Here is a 20,789-nt window from a genome sequence, read left to right as displayed (position 1 = left end):
TTGTCTATGCCGTTTTGCGCGTGCTACCATCGCGAGTGAATGGTGATGAGTGAAGAGTGATGAGTCAAGACCGCGCTGATCACCCATCACGCATCACTGATCACTGGCTCGCTTATGGGTAACACAGGTCTGGTCTACCATCCGGCCTACCTCGAGCACGACATGGGAGCCGGACATCCCGAGTCGCCGCATCGGCTGCGCGCCATCATGCAACAGTTGGAGCTGTCGGGAACTCTGACCCGGCTCACGAGGATCGAACCTCGGAAAGCCGAAGACGAATGGATCACGCAGGTTCATACGCCCGGCTATGTCGCGGCGCTCAACCGCCATGCGCCGGCCAGCGGGCGCGTTTCGCTCGATCCCGACACGTCGATGTCTCCGGGATCGTTGACCGCCGCCTATCTTGCAGCAGGGGGCGTCTTGGCCGCGGTGGATGCCGTCATGGCCCGACTGGTGGCGCACGTCTTCTGCGCCGTGCGCCCGCCGGGCCATCATGCGGAAGCCGGCCGAGCCATGGGATTTTGTCTCTTCAACAACGTGGCGATCGGCGCGCGCTACGCGCAGAAACAGTACGGACTCAAGAAAGTCCTGATCGTCGATTGGGACGTCCACCACGGCAACGGCACGCAGCACAGCTTTGAAGACGATCCGTCCATCCTCTTTTTCAGCACCCACCAGTACCCGCACTATCCCGGCACCGGACGAGCCGCCGAGCGGGGCCGCGGTGCCGGTGAAGGATTCACGATCAACGTCCCAATGGAGCCCGGCGAAGGGGATGACGCCTATCGGGAGATCTTTCTCAAGTCACTCGTGCCGGCGGCGGATGCATTCAAGCCGGATTTCGTCATCGTTTCGGCCGGGTTCGACGCGCATCGAGACGATCCGCTGGCCGGGATGGGCCTTACGGAAGAGGGCTACGCCGAGCTGACGCGCATCGTGGCGGGGATCGCCGCGAACCATGCACACGGCCGCCTCGTCTCTTCGCTCGAAGGCGGGTACAACCTGACGGCCCTGGCCTCGTCCGTCGACCGCCATATCCGGACACTATTGGATTCATGAACCGCTTCGTCAAAGTTGGGTTCGCCGCGCTCGTGTTGGCGGCCGCGATCTATCTCTATTACACCGAGATCAAGCCGGTCGTGATTTTCGGGCTGCGATCCGACTATGCGCATGCCATTCCCTTTCAGCCGGTGCCGGCAGGGCTCACGAGTCTGAAGGCCGAATCCTGCGGCCAGTGCCACCGCGAGATCTACGAAGAATGGAAGACGAGCATCCATGCCCGCGCCTATGACGATCCGTTTTTCCAAGCCTATTGGAAGAAGGATAAGCATATGTGGGTCTGCTTGAACTGCCACACACCGCTGGAGAATCAACAGCCCACGCTGGTGAAAGACATCCCGCGCGGCCGGGTGGAAAAAGCGGAGCAAGTGCCGAATCCCCAGTATGACGCCGAATATCAGAAGGAATCGGTCACCTGCGCGGCCTGCCATGTGCGGGACGGCGTCATCTTAGGCCCCTATGAGGATTCCGCCGCCCCGCATCCCACGCAGTTCGATCCCAATTTTCGCACGGCTCAGGTCTGCTACCGGTGCCATAACGTCGTGTCCGGGCCCGCGCAGTTCTACAATGTCGGCCCCTGTGGAACCTACGCCGAGTACGAAGGCAAGTTTTTCATGCAGGAGCGGGGCTTCATTTGTCAAAGCTGCCACATGCCGGAAATCGATCGGCCCGTCGCCACGAACGGTCCTATCCGGCACGGCCGGCAACATCTCTGGCGCGGCGGGCACGATCCCGACATGGTCAAGCGGGCCATCGCCGTCCAGGTGAAGGCCGATCGCGAAGCGGTCCGGCCGGGCGAGCGCATCACATTCACCTTGACGCTGATCAATGCGGGAGCCGGACATAAGATTCCGACGGGCGATCCGGACCGCCACTTCACCGTGGAGTTTTCCGTGGAAGACAAGCAGGGGACGGTCTTGGAGCGGCAGAGCGCGACGATGGGTCGCTGGATCTTGTGGCAGCCGGCGATTCTGGAACTGTATGATAACCGGCTGCTGCCGCTGGCGAGTCGCGCCTACGAGTTTGGGTATCGGGTTCCCGAACAGGCGGAGGGCTTGATTCTCAAGACCCGGGTGCAGTACCACATCTTGACGGACGGCCAGCACGAGATGTTGCGCACCAAGTATGGACTGACGGCCGACGATCCGTATCGGTTCGTGGTGTACGAGCGGGACTTCCCCTTATCCGGTGAATTGACGGCTGCACTGAACAACAGCGATCGGCCATCAGTCTCCAGCCGCCAGCGCAATGAAATGAGCTGTCAAGCTGAAGGCTGAGTGCGGATCGCGGACAGCCCACACCAACAAAGGAACGTCATGACGCATCCCTTCCTGATCGACACGGAGACCCTGCAGCAGCGGTTGGGCCAACCGGACTTGGTCGTGATCGACGTGCGCGGCAAAGCCGCGTATGAATTCGGCGGCCACATTCCCGGCGCGGTGCATTCCACCTGGCACGAGTACAGCGATCCGAACGCCGTGCCGAAAGGCTTGCTCAACCCCGATCTCAAACAGATCGAACAGATCCTCCGGCGGCTCGGCATCAATCAGGACAGCGAGGTCGTGATCTATTCCAATCCCTTCGACAACTGGGGCGACGAAGGCCGCATGTTCTGGATGCTCGAATATCTGGGGCACAAGAAGCTCCGCATCTTGGACGGCGGCTGGGTGAAGTGGACGGCCGAAAAACGCCCATTCGAACACGGCCGCGTGACCCCGCCGCCAGGTCATTTTACGGCGCAGCCGGTGAAGCAGGTGACCATCGCCAAGGAGGAGCTGAAGACGATCGTGCGGGCGCCCCATCCGAAGACCGCCATTCTGGACGCCCGCAGCCTGGAGGAGTATCTGGGGAAAGAAGTGTCCGGCATTCCGCGGCCCGGGCATATCCCGTCGGCCATCCATGTGGCTTGGAACGGCTTCTTGAATAAAGACGCGACGGTCAAAGACGCCGAAGCGATCAAGGCGGCGCTCGAGGAGAAAGGAATCCGGCCGGACCAGGAACTGGTCTGTTATTGTACGGGCGGTGTGCGGTCGGCGTGGCTCTATGTCGTGCTCAAACTGGTCGGCTACGAGCGCGTGAGGAATTATCCGGGTTCCTGGTGGGAGTGGAGCAGGGATTTTGCCTGCCCGGTGGAAAAGGATTTCCAGGGGCTGCAAAAGATCCTGGGGTTCGACCAAACGGCGCGCCCTTCTTGAACCTTGACAGTGTTGCAGAACGCTGTGTAAGGTGAATTTACCATTCTTCCAGTCCTTGTCCCGTCTACATTCAACCAGGAGGAGGCGAACATGATGATCACCATTCGTCGCAGCGCACTTGTGGTAGCCGCCGCCGGAGCCATCGCGGGGTTGCCGATGCTCACCGGTCTGGCGCTCGCCGATAACAAACATGTCAGTGAAGCCGTCGAACATGCGAAGGAAGCCGTCTCCCACGGCAAGGCGGGCCACGCGGACGCGCTCGTGAAGCATGCCGAAGGGGCTTTGAAGCACGCCGAAGCGGCGGGAATGAAAAATCCGCATCTCGACGAAGGCGTGAAGCACCTGAAAGAAGCCGTCGAACACGGCAAGGCGGGCCACGCGGACGTGGCGACCAAGCACGCCGAAGGCGCCGTGACCCATCTCTCGGAAGTGAAGTAATCATTCTGGCGAGGGGCACGAGGCGGGAGGAACGATCCTCCCGCCTCGTGCCCCAACCCCCCAACCTATTTCATGCGCGTCGGGTTCTACCAATTCGATCCGCAGTTCGGCGACGTCGCGAAGAATCTTGAGACGGTCACGGCCAAGTTGGAGCAGGCCGATGCCGATCTCATCGTGCTGCCGGAGCTCTTCGCCTCCGGCTATCAGTTCGTCTCGCATGACGAGGTGCAGCGCCTGGCGGAACCGGTGCCGGACGGTCCCACGACGATTCGCTTGCTGGATGTGGCGAAGCGGCGCCGCATGCACATCGTGGCGGGATTGCCGGAACGAGCCGGGGGCCGGTGCTACAACTCCGCCGTGGTCGTCGGGCCCTCCGGCTTGCTCGGCTGCTACCGCAAGACGCACCTGTTTTATGAGGAAACGCTGTTCTTCACGCCCGGCGATTCCGGGTTCCGCGTCTGGGACATCGGGCCGGCGAAGATCGGCGTGATGATCTGCTTCGATTGGTACTATCCGGAAGCCGCCCGCTCGCTGGCGCTGCAAGGCGCCGATATCCTCTGCCATCCGTCCAACCTCGTCTTGCCCAACTGCCCCGATTCCATGCCGGTCCGCTGCCTGGAGAACCGGGTCTTTGCCGTGACCTGTAACCGCATCGGCGGTGAAGCCCGCGGGGGCAAAGACCCGCTGACCTATATCGGGAACAGCGAGATCGTGACGCCGAAGGGCGTGATCCTCCACCGCGCGCCCCGCGACCGGGAAGACCTCACCGTGCTCGACATCGATCCGGCCGAAGCCCGCGACAAACACCTCAACCGGTACAACGATCTGCTGCGCGACCGCCGGTCCGGGCTCTACAATCTCTGACCGCCGGGGCGCGTCTGCTCCCTCCGTTCATCTTGCACGCCACGCGACGGCACGGTAGGATTTGACCATGCAGACGCCGCTCCGCAAGGGAATTTTCCTCGTCGCCGCGCCGAGCCTGCGCGATCCGAACTTTCGCCAATCCGTCGTGCTGTTGTGCGAGCATGGGCCGGAAGGGGCGCTGGGCGTCGTCGTCAACCGGCCGACCGCGATGTCGATTTCCGAAGCCTTGCCGCAGGTGCCGATTCTCGAAGGCTCCGGCCATGTGTTGTACGCCGGCGGGCCGGTGCAGACCAATCAAGTCATGCTGCTCTTCCGCGCCGAGCAGTTGCCGGAGAATTCCCATCATGTCTTCGACGGAGTGTGCCTCGGGGGCGATATGAACATGGTGGAGCGCATTCTCACCGGCGCCGGCACAAAGGAGTCGTTTCGCGCCTATCTGGGCTACAGCGGCTGGGGACCCGGTCAACTCGAAAGCGAGATGAAAACGGGCTCCTGGATTACGCTGCCCGCCGATCCGGCGATGGTCTTCGAGAAAGATCCCACCTGTGTCTGGGGGGAGATTCTCCTGACACTGGGCGACGAGTATCGGCATTATGCCGATATGCCTTTCGACCCCTCCTACAATTAAGAAGTCCGCCGTCGTAGAGATCCATTGAAGCCATGTCCGGGTGGTGCTACGCTCTCGCGCCATGCGAGGCGCACCGCTCATTCGTGTCCTTCTCGCGCTGGTCGTCACCGGTTCGGGAGCCGCGGTGACGAGCGGCTGCGGCGTGGGCTATACCCTCGTCAAATCGGAAGCGAAATTGGATCGACTCTCGATCCCGATGACCAAAGGGCAAGTGGTCGAGGCGATCGGGCGCCCGGACCGCGTGCTGCGTGACGACGGCCGCATGTTGGTGTGGGAATATTCGATGACGGCCCGAAAACAATGGCTCTACGAATTGGGCTATTGCCCCCTGTCGATCTGGGTCGGCGGGTGCCTCTTTTATCCCTTCACGAACATCATCTCCGAGCACCAGCGGGAGTATCCGCAACACATTGTGCTGGTCAACGACGAGCTCTGCGCGTGGGGACCGCCGGCGGCGATTCTCCAGCGCCGGCGCGCCTGCGCGACGGTCGGCGTGCCGACGGCGCGGCCGGGCGGCGCCGGGCGGCCCGAACCCACCGTGTCGGGCAACGGTCCCATCGACCGCGAGACGATCGATCGGTATCGCACGATGGCCGTGATGCTGTTCGAAGACGCGGCCGGTGCGCAGGGGAGCGGATCGCGGGTGGCCGGAATTGTCACGACGCTGATGCTGGATCTGGACGTGCACATGGTCGAACGGGCCAAGCTGGATGAAGTGTTGAAAGAGCAAGTGATTCAATTGCAGCATGCCGACGACGCGAACGTCCTTAGAGTGGGCAAACTGGTAGGCGCCCAGGCGATCATCGTCGGAGACGTCCAACAGTGGGAGCGGCGCGAGCAGGAGAGGACCCACGCGGTCTCGCTTTCTTTGCGGATCATCGATGTGGAAACCGGCGTCCTGCTGTTCAGCGGCGAAGGCCATCTGATCGACCCGACCACCGACGATCCGGAAAGCTCGGCCCGCACGATCGTCCACCGGATCCTGGCTCGCTTCGGATCGCAGACGGGCCTGCTCGGCTCGGGACGCATCGGCGTCAATTGGGAGCTGGTGGAAGACCATGGAGCTCGGTTTTATCAGGTGCGGGAGCTCCGCAGCGGGCTGCCGGCGGAGCAGGCGGGGTTGCGAGTTGGCGACAAGGTCGTCGCCTGCAATGGGCGCTCCTTGGCAGGGATCAAGAGCGAGCGGGACGCCAAACGCTTGTGCCAAGTGGAAGCAGGCCAAACGCTGAGGCTCACCGTGCGCCGCGGAGACGAGACGATGGAACTCGCCGTCACGGCGGAAAAACGCCCGGGACTATAAGCAGGTCCAGACTGCGTGTAGCTCCAATAGGTCTTGTTGCGACAGAATGAGGACTCCGTTATCATAGCCCCATGCAATTCCTTGACCGCATCAGCGTCGATCCGAACATCCGGTTTGGCAAACCCTGTGTCCGTGGCACAAGAATCACAGTAGGTGAAGTGCTCGGCCATCTGGCCAGCGGAATGCCGGAAACGGAACTGCTCGCAAATTTTCCCCAGCTGACGCATGAGGATGTGTTAGCGTGCTTGGCCTATGCGGCGGAGCGCGAGCGGCGCACTCTTTCTATTCCCGCAGCCTGAGCAGTGGTGCGGCTGCTCCTTGACGAAAATCTTTCAGAGTATCTTCTCCCTTCAATTACCCCTCTGTATCCGCAGTCTGGTCATGTTCGTCTGTTAGGAGCAGGAGGGGCGTCGGATGATATCGTATGGCGTCTGGCGAAAGAGCATGGTTGCTTGTTGGTGACAAGAGATCAGGACTTCCTTCGCCTGAGCATGATGCGAGGAGCCCCACAGAAAGTCGTTTGGCTGGATGTCGGAAATTGTTCTAACCAGGATCTCGTTCGCCTGTTGACCATGCGAGCACACGATATCGAGCAGTTTGCCCGACAGGAGACGGCGACTTTTCTTACGCTGACTTTGCCATCAACGGAGTAAGGGTGAGCATGAATTCATCGGAAGCGCCGCAGCCGGGAACCGACCATCTGCTCAAGAAACTGCATGAACGTCCGCATCTGCCGCTGGGCGAATGGCTGCGGGCGCCGGCTCATGTCCATTACAAAGCCTTCCGGATGGCGGACCCGCCGACGCAGCGCGCCGCCAGCCGGTCCGAGTTCCAGTCGATGTTGGGCACCTTCAAGGTGCCGGCCGAGTCGACGGTGTTGCGCGAGACGTTCGGGTACGGCGTCAAGGAAGCGGAGAGCGGGGACCGGCTGATCGTCGTCTGGCAGGCGCATACCGAGTACTACAACTATCAGCTCTGGCACCTGCCGCCAAAGAACGGCGGCGGCGTCACGTTCGGGCCGCTGAAGTTCCCCCACTACACCTTTCCGGTGACGCCGCTGGGATCGGACGTTTGCCGGTTGGATATCTTGTTGACGACCGATGCACTGCCGCCGCGCGACGAGCTGCGCGCGCTGCTGCCGGGGCCGGTCATTTACGGCAGCCGGATCTTCGACGACCAAACGAGTGTCGCCACCAGTTTCACGCCTGATGATCAAGGGCGCGAGCGGTATTGGGTCAGCGTCGGGCCGTCGCAAGTTCACGCGTCGCGGCTGAAAGACATCGTCGATGCGATCGTGCGGATCGAGACCTATTACCACCTCTTGCTGATGCAGAAGCCATTGTTCTCCGCCGCGATCGACCAGGTCTACAAATTCGAGCAGGTGCATTTGAAGCAGCGGGAGATCATCACCGCCCACATCGGCCATGCGAACTCCGAGACGCTTCAGCGGTGGTTGAACAGCCTCACGCAGGATCTGTTGAAGACCAATCGGATGTCCGGCAAGCTGCATTTCGAACTGTCCGCGTCGGTGCCGTACGACAAGATCGTCCACACCACGTTGGCCTCGCTTGGCGAGCAGCCGATGGAATTGTATCGCCCGGTCTCTGATTATGTGCTCGGCGGCATCACCGGGGTGGCGGAAGGATATCAGCAACTCTTGCGGCGCATCGAGACGCTCCGAGGCGGATTCGAGGGTATCATTTCCATCATCCGCACCCGCATCGACCTGATCCTGGAAGCGCAAAATCTCACGCTCCTCCAAAGTGTCGACAAGACGACGAAGAGCCAGGTCCTTCTGCAGCACACAGTGGAAGGTCTGTCGGTCATCGTCATCGCCTACTACGTGGCCGGCCTGGGAGGGTACATCTTCAAAGGGATGCAGGACATGGGCTGGCTCAAGAACGCCAACCTCGCCTCCGCCGTCTTCGTCCCCATCGCCATCGGTTTGGCCTTTGTCATCACCACGGTGAGTAAGAAGTATCTGCACAAGAGGCTGGCAGGGGCGCCGCCGCCTCCTCCCTCTTCGTGATTGCTCAAATTCGAGGTGTCCAGTAGACTTCAGCCGCGTTGAGGCTTGCGAGGGCCGATGGCCCACAAGACGCGCGACCGCCAGGCGGAACAGGATCGCATGTCCGCGAATCTCCAAAAGGGCATCGAACTCACCGAGCTTGCGCTGGCCTTGCGGCTCGCCGCTATGCAACAGAACAATCCCGCCGCCACCATGGTTGACGTGATGCACGAGATTCGTTTGGCGAAAGAAGCGGCCTGGCGGCGAATGGCCGAAGAGGAAGCGCGGCGCAACTCTGAGCCGCAGCAATAGTTCAATCGGGGCGCTTTCCACACTGTGCCAGCCAATCACCGACCAGGCAGACGTCCAAAACGCTACAGCCAAGCTGAGCGCCTTGCGCGCATGATGCGCATGCTGGCGAGCCGAGCGTGCACGCTCAAAGAACTCGCACTGGAGTTCGAGGTCAGCCCGAGGCAGGTCCACCGGGATTTAGGGGAGATCGAAGCCGAGGGCCACCCGCTGACCGCCTTGGATGAGCCGGGAGAAAAGCTCTGGCAACTGCCGCTCGGATATAAAGGATTGCCGCAGATTGCCATTTCTCCATATGAATTGATGTCGCTCCATATGGGGAAGAGTCATCTGGCCTATTTGAACAGCACGCCATTCGTTGATGATCTCGACAGTGTGATTGCGAAAGTTGAGGCAGGGCTTCCCGCCAAGGTCGCGAATCATCTTGAAAGGATCAGCCGCGTGTTTGCTCCTATGCAAGTGCCGGTTCGCTCGTATGGAAAGCAAAAGGAGGTATTGAACCATCTCAGAAAGGCCCTCCTTTTGCAGAGGACCGTGATCCTGGATCATTGCAAGCCAGGTTTTGATAAACCCGTCGCACATCGAGTGGACCCCTATGTGCTCCTGCTGTACCAGTGTGGCCTCTATGTGGCGGGCTACTCGCATCGCGCCAAGGCGCTGAGGATGTTTGCGATAGAGCGTATTCGCGGACTTGATCTCTCCGAACACCGTTTTGAGATGCCGGCCGATTTCTCGTGGGAATCACAGTCTGGCCGTCTGTTTGGTCTGATCGAGGAGCCCTCGAAGACTGTGCGAATTTGGTTCAGTCCGGATGTGGCGTATCTGATGAAAGAGCGCCAATGGCATCCGACCCAATCTCTCAAACAGCAAAAAGATAGATCTGTGGTCGTCACCTTCCAGGCCGGTGGGTTAGACGAGATGACCTCGTGGGTCCTTTCCTGGGGTGCTGATGCCAAAGTGCTGAGCCCGCCGGAGTTGATCGAGTCGGTGCGATCGCGTCTAGAAGCTGCGCGCAAACAGTACTCTCCAAGCAAATAAACCTGTGACATAGTCTGTCACATATACGTGTTAGCCTCTCTCCACGCTAAGACGAGGAGGGACACATGCTCAACAGACGTACATTGTTTAAGACTGCCCTGGCTCTAGGTTTAGGCAACCTTCTTCCGGGACTTATTGAAGCATCGGAGAGTGCCTCCAGGGGCGAAGCGTCCCGGCCCATTGTGGGCGGCACATCGGCCCCCACCGACAGCCTCATTTTCATTGAAGAGCTGGAGGATCTGTTGGACGACTTGGATTGCGTCGAACTGGTTTCACGCTATGTCGGGCATCCGAAGGCGAGAGGTCGTCATCATGACGTATTCGGGTCCAAGTGCCCGTTCTGTTCAAACAGCGCTGACTTTGTATTCAGCGCCGACCGCTACCACTGTGAGGCCTGCCAATCATGGGGCTCGGCCATCGACTTTTTCATGGAAGCAGAGGAATGCACCCGCAGGACTGCGCTAGTGCGCCTCCGCGAGATGCTCAACAACCAGGAGTTGGAGGGACGTCTTGCAGGACAGAAAAAGAGATGGACCATCATGGCTGAGACCCAGCGCTTCTATCATGAGCTGTTGATGCAGCGGTCGGAAGGTGCGGCAGCAAGAACCTGGCTTCTTGGTAAGGGGATCAGCGTCGAAACTATTAAGGACTTCGGCCTGGGCTATGCTCCGGCCCAGCCCAGTTCCCTGCTTTCCGATCACCTACAAAGCAAAGGGTTCGACATGACAACACAAGTCGAGCTAGGAGTCGTGTCGGATGATGCAAAAGGAACGAGAGACCGTTTTTTCGGCATGCTGGTTCCACTTCGGGACGATCAAGGTCGCTGTTTCGGCTTTGCCGATCCTGTCCCAGGATTTCCACAGAGCGCCGGAATACGGGGGCAATCAATCATGCGCACAAATTGCATTTCTGACCGCCGATTTAGGCGGCTTGTATTGCCGGCGCCTTCATGGCCGAAAGATTTCAATAGATACGAAGCTGCGCTCGTTGACGGGACTCTCTGGGAGATGTTGCTGCTGCACAGTGCCGGTATTCACAATACGCTGTGTCAGGTCGGGATGGAGCCCTATACCATGCGCACCGCTTTTGCACTCTCAAAGTCTGTTATCTATCTTTGGCGGGCAGAACGAGGCAGTGCGAGTTCACTAGACGTAATTACTGAAAAAGCGGGGTCTGAATATCAAAAAACAAAACTCTTTGGGCTGTCTGGCGATTATGACCTCGCAGACATACTCCAATGTCATGGTGCTGAAGCCGTTCGTATGGGAATGAGCCATGCAATTTCTTTGAGTGAAGTCCTTGCTTCTTGATGGAGCGAAAATGGAATTGTTGTTGAGCTTGATCTTGCAAATTGTCGATGCCGGAGACGGTCTCAGCGAGGCGATCATGGGCAAGTCGCTCAAAGCGGTTATTCAGGAGCACGTGGTCTGCAAGCGACATTTCGAACAGCGCGAGGAAGATTTCCGGGCTGCAATGCGGATTGAGAATCCAACGGTCAGGGCGTATGCTTTGGACGCTCTTAGGAGGCGAGTCTTGGAGCAGTGCGGGGTTCGACCATAGGAGGAGCACTGTGGCAACCAAATGTAAGTTCTGCAATTCGATGTCGTCGGATCCGGCTGTCTAAACAGTCCTCACAAACGTCGTGAACGCAGCGGAATGGATGAGAAACACTGCGTTTTTTGCAACTCCATGTCCTATGGTCGAGGTTGCATGAACGGGCCATCTAGTGTGCATCGGCATGGCAGCGGGGCAAACAAGTCCGTGTACTATCATTCTGGCTCAATAGGACAGTGATATGTACAATCCACACAAGGATCATAACCAGTGTTCAGAATGCACCTGGGGTGATTCTGGAGCATCTAAGATGTTTTCGAGGCAGTATTGGTTATGAACTGGAACGAGTTGCCCCCATATTTTTGCGATCCTGTAACTGGGGTTTATCCGACCAATGAAGATGAACTCAGTGCCCTTCTTGCAGTATTCCACTTGAAAGGACTAGTGGCATGGGACAAGGTGAATCTCATTCTGCCGACAAAAGATAATTCGGGATTAAATGCGTCTTCTGTCTTAAGCGGACATGGGATATTAGTCTGTCAGTACCCGCTATTCGCGTCAAAAGCGCAAAAACTCGATATGGATAGATGGGGACTAATGAGGGCTGACCTCGTGTATATATCTACGGTGGATGGAAGTATTGCTATTATTGAGAACAAGATCGGCAGCCGTTTTACAAGTGGAGGTAATGACGTTGAGCATGGTCAGGTTGGGAGACTACTAGACTATCTTTGCAAGGCTTCACTTCCAAAAAGGCACTTTATTCTTTTGACATCGCGTGAATTAATCGAGAATGGAGGCTATTCCTCAGTCCTTAATGACTCGCTCCAATACAAGGATCGTTCGTGCTCTGTTGGAGGTTATTTGATGTGCTGGGAAGAGGTTTTTAAAGCAACGAGCGTGGGCTGACAATAGTTCAGGTACGAGTGTTCATGCTGCAGTCGGCTGATGAACGTGTGAAAGCAGTTCGGATTTCCGACGACGTTCTGGCTGTTGATCTGATGGATGGACGAACAATCTCAGTTCCTCTTGCATGGTACCCGCGGCTGATGAACGCGACGCCGGAACAGCGAGAGCGATGGGAAATCGCTGGTGCGGGATACGGGATTCACTGGCCCGAGATAGACGAGGATCTGAGTACCGAAGGGCTTCTCCGCGGGGCGCCGGCTCCTAATGTAACGGTGTAGTCGCAACCCTTCTGCTTACCCAGCCAACGCCTTCGCCAGGAACCGTCCCGTATGTGACGCCGCCACCTTCGCCACCTGTTCGGGACGTCCTTCCGCCACGATCTGTCCCCCCGCCGCACCGCCCTCCGGGCCGAGGTCGATGATCCAGTCGGCGCATTTGATTACGTCCAAGTTGTGCTCGACGATCACCAGCGTGTTGCCGGCATTCACGAGTTTATTCAGCACAGCCAGCAGTTTTTTGATGTCTTCGAAATGCAGACCGGTGGTCGGTTCGTCCATGATGTAGAGCACGTCTCTCGGGGACTGGCTCCGGCTGGGCCGGTGCCTGTCCCCGTTCGTTCGGCCGGGAAGGGGGACAGTCCCTTGATGGGACAGTCCCCCACCGGATATCAATTCGGCGGCGATCTTTAGCCGCTGCGCTTCGCCCCCGGAAAGAGTCGTGGCTGATTGGCCGAGGCGGAGATAGCCAAGGCCGATAGACGACAAGAGATGCAGCCGTTCTTGCAGCTTCGGCGCGCCGGCGAAGAACGCCAATGCGCCGTCGACGGTCATGTTCAGCACGTCGGAGATGTTCTTCCCGCGATAGCGGATCTGCAAGACTTCCGGTTTGAACCGCTTGCCTTCGCAGACCTCGCAGGGCGCATAGATGTCTTCGAAGAAGTACATTTCCAGCTTTTCGACTCCGCTGCCTTCGCAGCGCTCGCAGCGGCCCCCTGTAGCGTTGAAGGAAAAGTGGCCCGGCGTGAACCCGCGCTTCAACGCGTCCAACTCGGCGGCAAAGAGCTGCCGGATCTCGTCGAAGGCTTTGAGATAGGTGATGGGATTCGACCGGGGCGTGCGCCCGATCGGCTGCTGATCGATGAGCCGTATGCCTTTGAGATGCTCCAGCCCTTTGATGGCCTTGAAGCGACCCATCGGGAGCGACTCCACACGGAAGGCGCGGGCTACGGCGCGGTAGAGAGTGTCCTCGACCAATGTGCTTTTGCCGGAACCGGACACGCCGGTGACGCAGATCAGCATGCCGAGGGGGATGCGGATCAGCAGGTCCTTCAAGTTGTGTTCCGCCGCGCCGGCGATGACGAGGAACTTGCCGGAGCCGGAGCGCCGTATTTTGGGCAGGGGGATCGTGTCTTCTCCACGCAGATACCGCGCGGTGATGGCGCGTGAATCCGCGATGAAGGCCGGCGTCGGAGCGGCGCAGACGACCTGCCCGCCGTGCTCGCCCGACCGCGGGCCCATTTCCACGACATAATCGGCCGATTCGATCATTCGGCGGTCATGTTCCACAACGACGACGGTGTTGCCGACCGCCGCCAGGTCTTTGAGAATGCCGGCGAGCAGATCGGTGTCTCGCGCGTGCAAGCCGATCGTGGGCTCATCCAAGACATACAACGTGCCGACGAGCCGGGAGCCCAGTTGATTCGCGAGCGCCACCCGTTGCGCCTCCCCGCCGGAAAGCGTCTTGGTTTGCCGGTCGAGGGTGAGATACCCCAAGCCTACGCGCAGGAGAAAGCCGAGCTTGGCGGTGAGTTGGCGAAGAATGTCGGCCGCGATCTCCTGTTCGAACGGACGCAGCGGCAAAAATTCCACCCACTCCCGCAGGCCCTCGACCGTCAGTCCCATCGCCCGGTGGATGTCCGTGCCGGCGATTCTGACGAACAGCGCCTCCGGTTTCAGCCGGCTGCCGTGGCAACCGGGACAATCGAACGGGGTGCGGTAGCGGCTGAGCAACACACGGACGTGCAACTTGTAGCGCTTGCCTTCCATATACATGAAAAAATCGTTGATCCCGTCAAACGACCGGTCGCCCTGCCACAAGAGCTGTTGCGTCGCCTTGGGCAAATCCTTGAACGGGACGGTGAGATCCACGCCTCGCCGCTTCATCGCCAGCAACATCTGCTTCTGCCACCAGTCGGTGCCCGGCTTGCTCCACGGTTCGATCGCTCCCTGTGACAGCGATTTACCCTCATCCGGAATCACGAGGTCCGGGTCGTACCGCAGCACATTGCCGAAGCCTTTGCACTCTGGGCAGGCGCCGAGCGGATGGTTGAAGGAAAAGAGGACAGGCCGGAGCGGCTCAAACCTGCGGCCGCAACCTTGGCAGAGGTACCTGGTGCTGTAGGACTGCGGCCCATGGCCGATGACATCCACCACGCAGGTCCCCTCTCCCTCGCGGAAGGCTGTTTCAACCGCTTCGACGAGCCGCGCCCGATCATCAGCCCGGATGATCAAGCGATCGAGCACGACGTAAAGAAGGCGCGCCCCCTCACCCTTCCCCTCTCCCACAATGGGGAGAGGGCAACGAGGGGAGAGGTCGTGCAGGTCGATGATCTGATCGCCGACCTTCAGCCTGGTGAATCCGCGGGTCAGCAGCGTTTGCGTGAACGCCGGCGTCTGTGTGGCGTTGGGAGCGGCGACGGGAAAAAGGATCATCGCGCGCGCGCCGAGAAGCCGTTTCAGCAGATCATCGGTCACCGCCTCTGGGTGGTACGAGCGGGCTTCCTGCCGGCAGTCCGGGCAAACCGGCTTCCCGATCTTGGCGAACAGCAACCGCAGCAGATCCGCGATCTCCGTCGTCGTGCCGACGGTGGACCGGGCGGTCCGGACCTGATTTTTTTGTTCGATGGCGATGGCCGGCCGGACGTTGAGGATGCGCTCGACGTCGGGACGGGCGACTTTGTCCAGGAACATCCTGGCATAGGTGGAGAGGGATTCGACGTAGCGCCACTGGCCTTCGGCGAAGATCGTGTCGAACGCCAGCGACGACTTGCCGGACCCCGACAGGCCCGTGATGGCGGTCACGCGATCATGCGGAATCCGGAGCGAGATGTTTTTGAGATTATGTTGGCGCGCGCCTTCGACGACGAGGTGATGAGACGAGTCCGGTGACGGAGGGGTGAGTGCCAAGGGTCGCGGTCCTCTCGTGCAAACAGGTGATCCTAGCAACCCTCGGGCATCGCTTCAACGGGGATTCGGGAAAGGCTTGGTGAACGGCGGCGGGAATGAGAGGATGGGCCATCTGTTGAGGAGGAACCATGATTCTGTCGACGACACCTACGATTGAAGGGCGGAAGGCAGTGAAGTATGTGGGGCTCGTCTCGGGGGACGCCATCCTGGGCGCCAACATCTTCCGCGACTTCTTCGCCTCGATTCGCGACATTGTCGGTGGGCGCTCGGCTTCCTACGAGGCGGAGCTCCGCAAGGCCAAGGACATTGCGCTGGGTGAAATGCGCGAGCAGGCCCGGCACCTGGGCGCCAACGCGATCGTCGGCATCGACATCGATTATGAAACGATCGGCGCCAACAGCAGCATGTTGATGGTGAGCGCCAGCGGCACCGCGGTGGTGGTGGAATAGGACATGGGCTCGAATGCCTTGCCCGCTCGGTATCTCACGATCGGCCGCCAGTTGGCCCACTTGCTCGGCGCGAGTCTCCAGGACGCTCCGGCCGAATCCTTGCGGGAACTGGCCCGGGCCTACGATCCCTCGGCCCAGGAGTCCCGGATCAACGCCGAGGTGTTCTTGTTCTACAAGTATCTCCTCGTCCAGACTTGTGTGGGCGTCTTTCCTGAGTCGGAAACCGACCGGGTGGTGGCGGGATTCTTTGCGGCGCTGAACGAACGGGCGGAGGGCCTGGACTTCAACGCCGAGCGCCAGGCCGCGATGGAAAGCTTGTGGCTGCTACGGGCGGGGCAATTCGATGATCCGTTCGGGCAGGACCGGGTGCAGTTCCTCGGTGTGTCCAATGCGCTGCATTGGAAGCGGACGATCTTCCAGTTTTGCCAAAATGTACATGAGATGGACGACCCGCCTGACATCTGGGCCGGCGCCGACGGTCCCTCCCAACAAGCCAGTCGTTCGGTGACGGAAACGCTCGACCACATGGTGAGCGCCGTCGGCGAAATGAAGCGCCTGCACTTCCACGGTGCCCGGTAAGACCCCTTGCGGCGCGAACCCCGGACGCTTAGCTCAGATACCGGATCGCCAACCGGACAAACCCGACGCAGCCCATATACAGGAGGAGCGAGCCGGCCATCGCGGGCCAGAAGCCGAAGCGCGGGACGCCGAAGATCATCGCCAGGACGTACACGATCCAGGGCGGCACGAACCAGAAGAGTTTTTCGGCGTAGGCGACGATCGCGTCGGTGCCGCCGTTCAGATAGAGGAGGACGAAGGTCGCGCCGGTGATGGCGGGAAAGGTGCTGGCGAAGGCGGCCAGATACGATCGTCCTTGCGATCCCAGATAGGTCGACACACTGACGATCGTCCCGCCGAGCAGAAAATAGACCACATACTTCGCCAGATCGCTCACAAGCTCCTCCTCCGTTACCCGCCCCGAAACGCGTCCAGCGCTTCCCGTTCGAGCGCATCGCCTTGACCGGTATAGCGCGGCGAGAAGTGAAAGACAACCAGATCCCGCACACCGGCCTTGCGCGCCATGAGGCCGGCCTGCCTCGCGGTGAGGTGATATCGATCGCGCGCCTTTTCCGCGTCGGCTTCCAGATAGGGCGACTCGCAGTAGAACACATCGGCGCCTTTGGCGAGCGAGACTATCTTCGCCTCGTTCTCGTCGTCGTAGCGGGCGTCGACGACGTAGACGATCTTTTGCCCGCGCGAGATCGTCAAAAATCGTGCTTTCAATTCCCCGAGCACGAAGTCACGCTCCTCGCGCCGGTGCTCGTCGTACAGTGTCGCGGTGAATCGAAAGTCGTCCGGCCGGCCCCGCCAGATGTGCTGCTTCACGTCCTTGAGCCAGGCGCCGACCGGGAGCCCGGCCTCGTGCAGCTTCTGTTTGTTCACATTGATATGAAACTGCTCTTCCAGCGAATAGGCGAACGACGGAACGCGATGGTTCAAAGCGACGGCACGGACGGTAAACATGGGATCTGTCAGCACGGAAAAGATATCGGATGTGTCATCGGCCGCCAGCGGGCTTGGCGGGTGCCGGCATAGCTGGAATCCGGCGGACGCGTGGAATGAGGCCCCGTGCAGTTCTCCCCGACGAAATTCACGCACGTCGATCGAGAGGGGATAGCCATCGACCAGGTTCCAGGTATAGCCGCGAAGCTTGCCCTGGACGTTGTCGATCAGCCCCGGAGGGCCGTAGAGACGCAGGATCTTGCCGCGCCCCAGCGCCACGCGCAGGACGGCGTCGAACCCGATGAAGTGGTCCATATGCGTGTGGGAAATAAAAATGTCCGTCGCCCGGAGCAGTCTGGTCGGCCCCAACGCGTCGTTGTGACCCAGATCGAACAGCAGCGCACGCTTCGACCAGCGCACCTCGACATAGACCCCCGGATCGCCGAAGACATCATTGATGAGATAGCTGGAGAAGGACGGCGTCATAGGAATTGAGTCATTGAATCATTGCCGGTTGAGTCGTTGCATGCCGCGCCTATCCAATGAATCAATCGTCAATGGAGAAATGCAATGGTCAACGTAAGACCGCTCGCACTGCGAGGTACATCACAATGACTTCCACGGCGTGGGCTACGATCGTGATCCAGAGGTTGCGGGTGCGCAACCAAAGGGCGCCCCAGATGAGGCCGTCCCATAAAGCGATCCAGTGGAGGTGTCTGAAAGTATTCACCATGAACGGATCGAATGTAAACGTGAGCGCGCTCGCCAGCAGTGCCACCGGGGGCCAACGTTGAAACCGCGGGGATTTCCAGCGGGGAGCTTCCAGAGCGGCAAGCCGTCCGAGAAGAAAGCCGCGAAAATTGAGCTCCACGAAGACCGCGATGGCGCAGATGAACCAGGGCGCCATGACAAGGACCGGCAGGCGGGCATGCGGCGTGTCCTTCAAGAACGCGATGTCATAACCGAGGAATGGAAAGACGAAAAGGATCGTGGCCGTATTCACGCAGCCGAGAAGCAGGCCGGTCGCGAGGCCCCAGCGGAGGCCGGTTCCAATCCCCCCGGCAGTCAGTCCAAGACGGAAGCCTCTCCCGCTGTTCCGCGCCGCCCACAGTCCGATGGTGCCGTAGGCGAGGAGTTGCGGCAGAAACTGGATCAGCGTCGGGGCTTGAAGCGGCGCGGGCAGGGTGTAATAACCGACCGTGGCGGCGATGGGGAGGAGCGCCAGCGCGGCGCCCCATTCGCTTGTTCTCGCCGGCGGCTCCTGGCGGTCCGGCTCAGGGGCCATGACACAGACTACTGCAGTTCCAGATTGTAGCGATCCAACGTCGTCGCCTTGTGCCGCGCCAGATTGGAGAGCGACTTGTTGTAATCCACGATCGCCCGCAGCTCGTTGCCTTGGGCGGTGGCGAGGTCGCGCTGGAAGTCCAGGACGAATCGGGTGGTGCTCAAGCCCACCTTCAGCCGTTCCTGCTCGGCCTGCAACTGCTTCTCCGCCATGATGCGCGCGGACCGAGTCGTCTCGATCCGCTTGAAATCGGTCTGCACCCGCCGTACGGCTTCGCGCACCCCGACGATGATCTGCTGGCGCACGCTCGCCAGGGTGGCCTCCGCATTCTTGGCTTCCAGTTGGCGCTTGTTATAGGTGCTGATCGCGGAGCGGTTGCCCAACGGATAGCTCAGGACCAAGCCGGCGCCGTAGTTGTAAAAGTCGCCGCTGAAATTTCTGTTCACCGAGTCGGCATAGTCTCCGCCGAGGCCCGCCAATCCCATCGTGCCCTGAAACGACAGGGTCGGAAGCATCTGGTTCCGCGCGAACTTGGTGTTGATGGCGCTCGTGTCCACATTTTTCTTCGCCTGCACGATTTCGGGCCGCAGCTCGATGGCCGTGTCGATGGCTTCCTGCAGGCTGATCGGCGCCAGGAGTGTGACCGGCTGGTCGATCGGGGTCAGGCGGACATCCTGCCGCAATTCTGCTTCGCCGGGATTGAGCAGCCGGCGGAGCTGGTCCTCCTGATCGCGGATGGCTTTTTCGGCGAGCAGGATCTGCTCGACGCGCGACGCGACGGCCGCCTCGGCCTGCAGCACATCGACGATCGACATGATGCCGGCTTTCGCTTTGGCACGATTCGACGCCAGCAATTCCTCCGCCGCCTTCAACGCCGCCTGGGCCACTTTCAGGTTTTCGTTGGAGAAAACCAATTCCCAATAGGCCTGTTCGACAGTCGCCAGCACGGTGAGCACCCGATCGCGGAAGACGTGCTGCTCCACTTCGGCGTTGTTTTGCGCGATCTTGATGAAGGTCTTCGTGATGTCGATGCCGGCGTTGCGCAACAGCGGCTGCGTCAGGGTCAGGGCCAGGCCGCCGGTGTAGGCCGGATTGAACAGGAAACCGGTCGCCACGTTCTGGTTCACGTTCGAACGGGCGGGGCTATAATTCAGATCCACGTTGCCGCCGGTAATCAAGTTCTGCGTGGCGTCGACGGTCACGGAATGGCTGCGTTGATCGAAGGTCGTGATCTCATTCAGGGTAAAACCGGTGCCGCCGAAGACCGGCCGGTTCAGTGGATTCACCGTGCGATTGTATTGGCCGTTGACGCTGAGGGTTGGATCGAACTTGGCCTGCTCGACTAGAATGTCCGCCAGACGGCTTTCCTTGGTGTGCCGGCTGATGGAAATATCGAGGTTGTTCTGCAGGGCGCGCAGCGCCGCGTCGGAGAGGGAGACGGCCTCGCGCCGCTCCGCCGCGGGGGCCGGCTTGCCCGGGTCCTGACCGTAGGAGAAATCGGGCGCGCCGATCGCGATCGCGGACAGCAGGCCGACGCCGCAGAGGAGCGTGGTATGGAATCTCGTGACCATAGATCCTCCTTGAATCCGGAAAGCGGAGGCGATCATACTACAGTTGTCGTGGGGTTGTACCATGAATGAACGATTCTCCAGCCTGCTTCGTCGCGATATCGGTATTGTCCTGTTGTCCGTCTTGTTCGCGGCTATAGCAGACATGAACGGCGCCGCCGCTGTGTGGGCACAAAGCGTCTCCGGCATCCGGTCCTTCGACGGCGGCGTGGCGCCGCTGTTCAACTTAGTCGGGCCGGGCAACCTGTACCTCGATAATCAAGGGACGCAGGGTTACCTGTATAACCCCGGTCAGAATTTCCAGTCGTATAGCTTTCGGAATCCGACGACTGGGCAAGCCTGGAGCGGTGCGGTCATGACGCTCGGCCCTCAGCTCTCGATCGGTCTGATTCAAGGCGCGAACCAAATCGGGTCCCCGGTGGTGCTGCCCGGCCCGCCGCGCCAGACGCCTCCCTTGCCGCCGATTCAGTCCACGCTGTTTGATGAGATTCCATGAC

Annotated in this window: 24 protein-coding genes; 19 read left to right on the top strand and 5 right to left on the bottom strand. The window is 60.1% G+C overall.

The annotated features are described in order from the left end of the window. Window positions 1-114 precede the first annotated feature (114 nt). The 16 genes from NITMOv2_RS16540 to NITMOv2_RS25140 all read left to right on the top strand — a co-directional run bounded on the left by NITMOv2_RS16540 (window position 115) and on the right by NITMOv2_RS25140 (window position 12,580). Window positions 115-1,059: a histone deacetylase family protein gene (locus tag NITMOv2_RS16540; protein WP_053380915.1), complete on the top strand. Its 945-nt coding sequence runs from the start codon at window positions 115-117 to the stop codon at window positions 1,057-1,059. Beyond that, window positions 1,056-2,336 (top strand): multiheme c-type cytochrome, encoded by a 1,281-nt coding sequence (locus tag NITMOv2_RS16535; RefSeq protein ID WP_053380914.1) that lies wholly within the window; start codon window positions 1,056-1,058, stop codon window positions 2,334-2,336. Before NITMOv2_RS16540 ends, NITMOv2_RS16535 begins: the two co-directional genes overlap by 4 nt. Window positions 2,337-2,375: 39 nt before the next feature. Further along, window positions 2,376-3,254, top strand: coding sequence for a sulfurtransferase (locus tag NITMOv2_RS16530; protein WP_053380913.1), 879 nt, complete (start codon window positions 2,376-2,378; stop codon window positions 3,252-3,254). Window positions 3,255-3,344: 90 nt separating this feature from the next. After that, a complete protein-coding gene (gene smbP / locus NITMOv2_RS16525) occupies window positions 3,345-3,692 on the top strand; it encodes a small metal-binding protein SmbP (RefSeq protein WP_145976387.1) in 348 nt (115 codons plus the stop codon). A gap of 72 nt (window positions 3,693-3,764) precedes the next feature. Further along, window positions 3,765-4,556: a nitrilase-related carbon-nitrogen hydrolase gene (locus tag NITMOv2_RS16520; RefSeq protein ID WP_053380912.1), complete on the top strand. Its 792-nt coding sequence runs from the start codon at window positions 3,765-3,767 to the stop codon at window positions 4,554-4,556. Window positions 4,557-4,623: 67 nt separating this feature from the next. Further along, a complete protein-coding gene (locus NITMOv2_RS16515; protein WP_053380911.1) occupies window positions 4,624-5,184 on the top strand; it encodes a YqgE/AlgH family protein in 561 nt (186 codons plus the stop codon). A 61-nt stretch (window positions 5,185-5,245) separates the two neighbouring features. Then, window positions 5,246-6,484, top strand: a complete 1,239-nt coding sequence (locus NITMOv2_RS16510) for a PDZ domain-containing protein (RefSeq protein ID WP_053380910.1) — start codon at window positions 5,246-5,248, stop codon at window positions 6,482-6,484. Between the two features lie 71 nt (window positions 6,485-6,555). Further along, on the top strand, window positions 6,556-6,783 hold the full coding sequence (locus NITMOv2_RS16505; protein WP_053380909.1) for a DUF433 domain-containing protein: 228 nt from the start codon (window positions 6,556-6,558) through the stop codon (window positions 6,781-6,783). 3 nt (window positions 6,784-6,786) lie between these two features. Next, entirely contained in the window at window positions 6,787-7,137 is a 351-nt protein-coding gene (locus tag NITMOv2_RS25145; RefSeq protein ID WP_083448131.1) for a DUF5615 family PIN-like protein, read from the top strand. An 8-nt stretch (window positions 7,138-7,145) separates the two neighbouring features. Then, window positions 7,146-8,513, top strand: coding sequence for a DUF3422 family protein (locus tag NITMOv2_RS16495; RefSeq protein WP_053380907.1), 1,368 nt, complete (start codon window positions 7,146-7,148; stop codon window positions 8,511-8,513). 57 nt (window positions 8,514-8,570) lie between these two features. Continuing rightward, window positions 8,571-8,804 carry a hypothetical protein gene (locus NITMOv2_RS16490; protein ID WP_053380906.1) on the top strand — a complete coding sequence of 78 codons (234 nt, stop codon included), beginning with the start codon at window positions 8,571-8,573 and terminating at the stop codon, window positions 8,802-8,804. A gap of 90 nt (window positions 8,805-8,894) precedes the next feature. Continuing rightward, window positions 8,895-9,839 (top strand): helix-turn-helix transcriptional regulator, encoded by a 945-nt coding sequence (locus NITMOv2_RS16485; protein WP_053380905.1) that lies wholly within the window; start codon window positions 8,895-8,897, stop codon window positions 9,837-9,839. A gap of 65 nt (window positions 9,840-9,904) precedes the next feature. Beyond that, window positions 9,905-11,149: a CHC2 zinc finger domain-containing protein gene (locus NITMOv2_RS16480; RefSeq protein WP_053380904.1), complete on the top strand. Its 1,245-nt coding sequence runs from the start codon at window positions 9,905-9,907 to the stop codon at window positions 11,147-11,149. Window positions 11,150-11,159: 10 nt separating this feature from the next. Continuing rightward, on the top strand, window positions 11,160-11,399 hold the full coding sequence (locus NITMOv2_RS16475; protein WP_053380903.1) for a hypothetical protein: 240 nt from the start codon (window positions 11,160-11,162) through the stop codon (window positions 11,397-11,399). Between the two features lie 327 nt (window positions 11,400-11,726). Continuing rightward, window positions 11,727-12,302 carry a hypothetical protein gene (locus tag NITMOv2_RS23595; protein WP_145976386.1) on the top strand — a complete coding sequence of 192 codons (576 nt, stop codon included), beginning with the start codon at window positions 11,727-11,729 and terminating at the stop codon, window positions 12,300-12,302. Between the two features lie 23 nt (window positions 12,303-12,325). Beyond that, window positions 12,326-12,580 (top strand): DUF2442 domain-containing protein, encoded by a 255-nt coding sequence (locus NITMOv2_RS25140; protein WP_053380902.1) that lies wholly within the window; start codon window positions 12,326-12,328, stop codon window positions 12,578-12,580. A 15-nt stretch (window positions 12,581-12,595) separates the two neighbouring features. Here the strand turns inward: NITMOv2_RS25140 and uvrA are convergent, their stop codons facing one another. Next, window positions 12,596-15,487: an excinuclease ABC subunit UvrA gene (gene uvrA / locus NITMOv2_RS16465; RefSeq protein ID WP_053380901.1), complete on the bottom strand. Its 2,892-nt coding sequence runs from the start codon at window positions 15,485-15,487 to the stop codon at window positions 12,596-12,598. A 128-nt stretch (window positions 15,488-15,615) separates the two neighbouring features. Here uvrA and NITMOv2_RS16460 point away from each other — a divergent pair, with 128 nt between their 5' ends. Together NITMOv2_RS16460 and NITMOv2_RS16455 are read left to right on the top strand one after the other, a co-directional pair. Then, window positions 15,616-15,936, top strand: coding sequence for a heavy metal-binding domain-containing protein (locus tag NITMOv2_RS16460; protein ID WP_053380900.1), 321 nt, complete (start codon window positions 15,616-15,618; stop codon window positions 15,934-15,936). Window positions 15,937-15,939: 3 nt separating this feature from the next. Further along, complete coding sequence (locus tag NITMOv2_RS16455; protein WP_053380899.1) at window positions 15,940-16,515, top strand: hypothetical protein; 576 nt, start codon at window positions 15,940-15,942, stop codon at window positions 16,513-16,515. 28 nt (window positions 16,516-16,543) lie between these two features. Here the strand turns inward: NITMOv2_RS16455 and NITMOv2_RS16450 are convergent, their stop codons facing one another. The 4 genes from NITMOv2_RS16450 to NITMOv2_RS16435 all read right to left on the bottom strand — a co-directional run bounded on the left by NITMOv2_RS16450 (window position 16,544) and on the right by NITMOv2_RS16435 (window position 20,295). Then, window positions 16,544-16,891, bottom strand: a complete 348-nt coding sequence (locus tag NITMOv2_RS16450) for a hypothetical protein (RefSeq protein ID WP_053380898.1) — start codon at window positions 16,889-16,891, stop codon at window positions 16,544-16,546. A 14-nt stretch (window positions 16,892-16,905) separates the two neighbouring features. Further along, entirely contained in the window at window positions 16,906-17,925 is a 1,020-nt protein-coding gene (locus NITMOv2_RS16445; protein ID WP_053380897.1) for a ribonuclease Z, read from the bottom strand. A gap of 88 nt (window positions 17,926-18,013) precedes the next feature. Then, a complete protein-coding gene (locus tag NITMOv2_RS16440; protein WP_053380896.1) occupies window positions 18,014-18,724 on the bottom strand; it encodes a CPBP family intramembrane glutamic endopeptidase in 711 nt (236 codons plus the stop codon). A gap of 8 nt (window positions 18,725-18,732) precedes the next feature. Then, a complete protein-coding gene (locus NITMOv2_RS16435; RefSeq protein WP_053380895.1) occupies window positions 18,733-20,295 on the bottom strand; it encodes a TolC family protein in 1,563 nt (520 codons plus the stop codon). A 61-nt stretch (window positions 20,296-20,356) separates the two neighbouring features. Between NITMOv2_RS16435 and NITMOv2_RS23590 the strand changes: the two genes are divergently transcribed. Beyond that, window positions 20,357-20,788 carry a hypothetical protein gene (locus NITMOv2_RS23590; RefSeq protein ID WP_053380894.1) on the top strand — a complete coding sequence of 144 codons (432 nt, stop codon included), beginning with the start codon at window positions 20,357-20,359 and terminating at the stop codon, window positions 20,786-20,788. Window position 20,789 lies beyond the last annotated feature (1 nt).

Source organism: Nitrospira moscoviensis (genome assembly GCF_001273775.1).
Taxonomy (GTDB): Bacteria; Nitrospirota; Nitrospiria; order Nitrospirales; family Nitrospiraceae; genus Nitrospira_D; species Nitrospira_D moscoviensis.
This window is presented reverse-complemented; position numbering and strand designations above follow the sequence as displayed.

Coding starts and splice junctions, on each gene's coding strand:
- NITMOv2_RS16480 (WP_053380904.1), top strand. CDS start 9,905: ATGCTCAACAGACGTACATTGTTTAAGACTGCCCTGGCTCTAGGTTTA.
- NITMOv2_RS16535 (WP_053380914.1), top strand. CDS start 1,056: ATGAACCGCTTCGTCAAAGTTGGGTTCGCCGCGCTCGTGTTGGCGGCC.
- NITMOv2_RS16460 (WP_053380900.1), top strand. CDS start 15,616: ATGATTCTGTCGACGACACCTACGATTGAAGGGCGGAAGGCAGTGAAG.
- NITMOv2_RS16505 (WP_053380909.1), top strand. CDS start 6,556: ATGCAATTCCTTGACCGCATCAGCGTCGATCCGAACATCCGGTTTGGC.
- NITMOv2_RS16515 (WP_053380911.1), top strand. CDS start 4,624: ATGCAGACGCCGCTCCGCAAGGGAATTTTCCTCGTCGCCGCGCCGAGC.
- NITMOv2_RS16540 (WP_053380915.1), top strand. CDS start 115: ATGGGTAACACAGGTCTGGTCTACCATCCGGCCTACCTCGAGCACGAC.
- NITMOv2_RS16530 (WP_053380913.1), top strand. CDS start 2,376: ATGACGCATCCCTTCCTGATCGACACGGAGACCCTGCAGCAGCGGTTG.
- NITMOv2_RS16490 (WP_053380906.1), top strand. CDS start 8,571: ATGGCCCACAAGACGCGCGACCGCCAGGCGGAACAGGATCGCATGTCC.
- NITMOv2_RS16510 (WP_053380910.1), top strand. CDS start 5,246: ATGCGAGGCGCACCGCTCATTCGTGTCCTTCTCGCGCTGGTCGTCACC.
- NITMOv2_RS16495 (WP_053380907.1), top strand. CDS start 7,146: ATGAATTCATCGGAAGCGCCGCAGCCGGGAACCGACCATCTGCTCAAG.
- NITMOv2_RS16475 (WP_053380903.1), top strand. CDS start 11,160: ATGGAATTGTTGTTGAGCTTGATCTTGCAAATTGTCGATGCCGGAGAC.
- NITMOv2_RS16455 (WP_053380899.1), top strand. CDS start 15,940: ATGGGCTCGAATGCCTTGCCCGCTCGGTATCTCACGATCGGCCGCCAG.
- NITMOv2_RS16445 (WP_053380897.1), bottom strand. CDS start 17,925: ATGACGCCGTCCTTCTCCAGCTATCTCATCAATGATGTCTTCGGCGAT.
- NITMOv2_RS25140 (WP_053380902.1), top strand. CDS start 12,326: ATGCTGCAGTCGGCTGATGAACGTGTGAAAGCAGTTCGGATTTCCGAC.
- NITMOv2_RS16520 (WP_053380912.1), top strand. CDS start 3,765: ATGCGCGTCGGGTTCTACCAATTCGATCCGCAGTTCGGCGACGTCGCG.
- NITMOv2_RS23590 (WP_053380894.1), top strand. CDS start 20,357: ATGAATGAACGATTCTCCAGCCTGCTTCGTCGCGATATCGGTATTGTC.
- NITMOv2_RS16435 (WP_053380895.1), bottom strand. CDS start 20,295: ATGGTCACGAGATTCCATACCACGCTCCTCTGCGGCGTCGGCCTGCTG.
- NITMOv2_RS16485 (WP_053380905.1), top strand. CDS start 8,895: ATGATGCGCATGCTGGCGAGCCGAGCGTGCACGCTCAAAGAACTCGCA.
- smbP (WP_145976387.1), top strand. CDS start 3,345: ATGATGATCACCATTCGTCGCAGCGCACTTGTGGTAGCCGCCGCCGGA.
- NITMOv2_RS16440 (WP_053380896.1), bottom strand. CDS start 18,724: ATGGCCCCTGAGCCGGACCGCCAGGAGCCGCCGGCGAGAACAAGCGAA.
- NITMOv2_RS23595 (WP_145976386.1), top strand. CDS start 11,727: ATGAACTGGAACGAGTTGCCCCCATATTTTTGCGATCCTGTAACTGGG.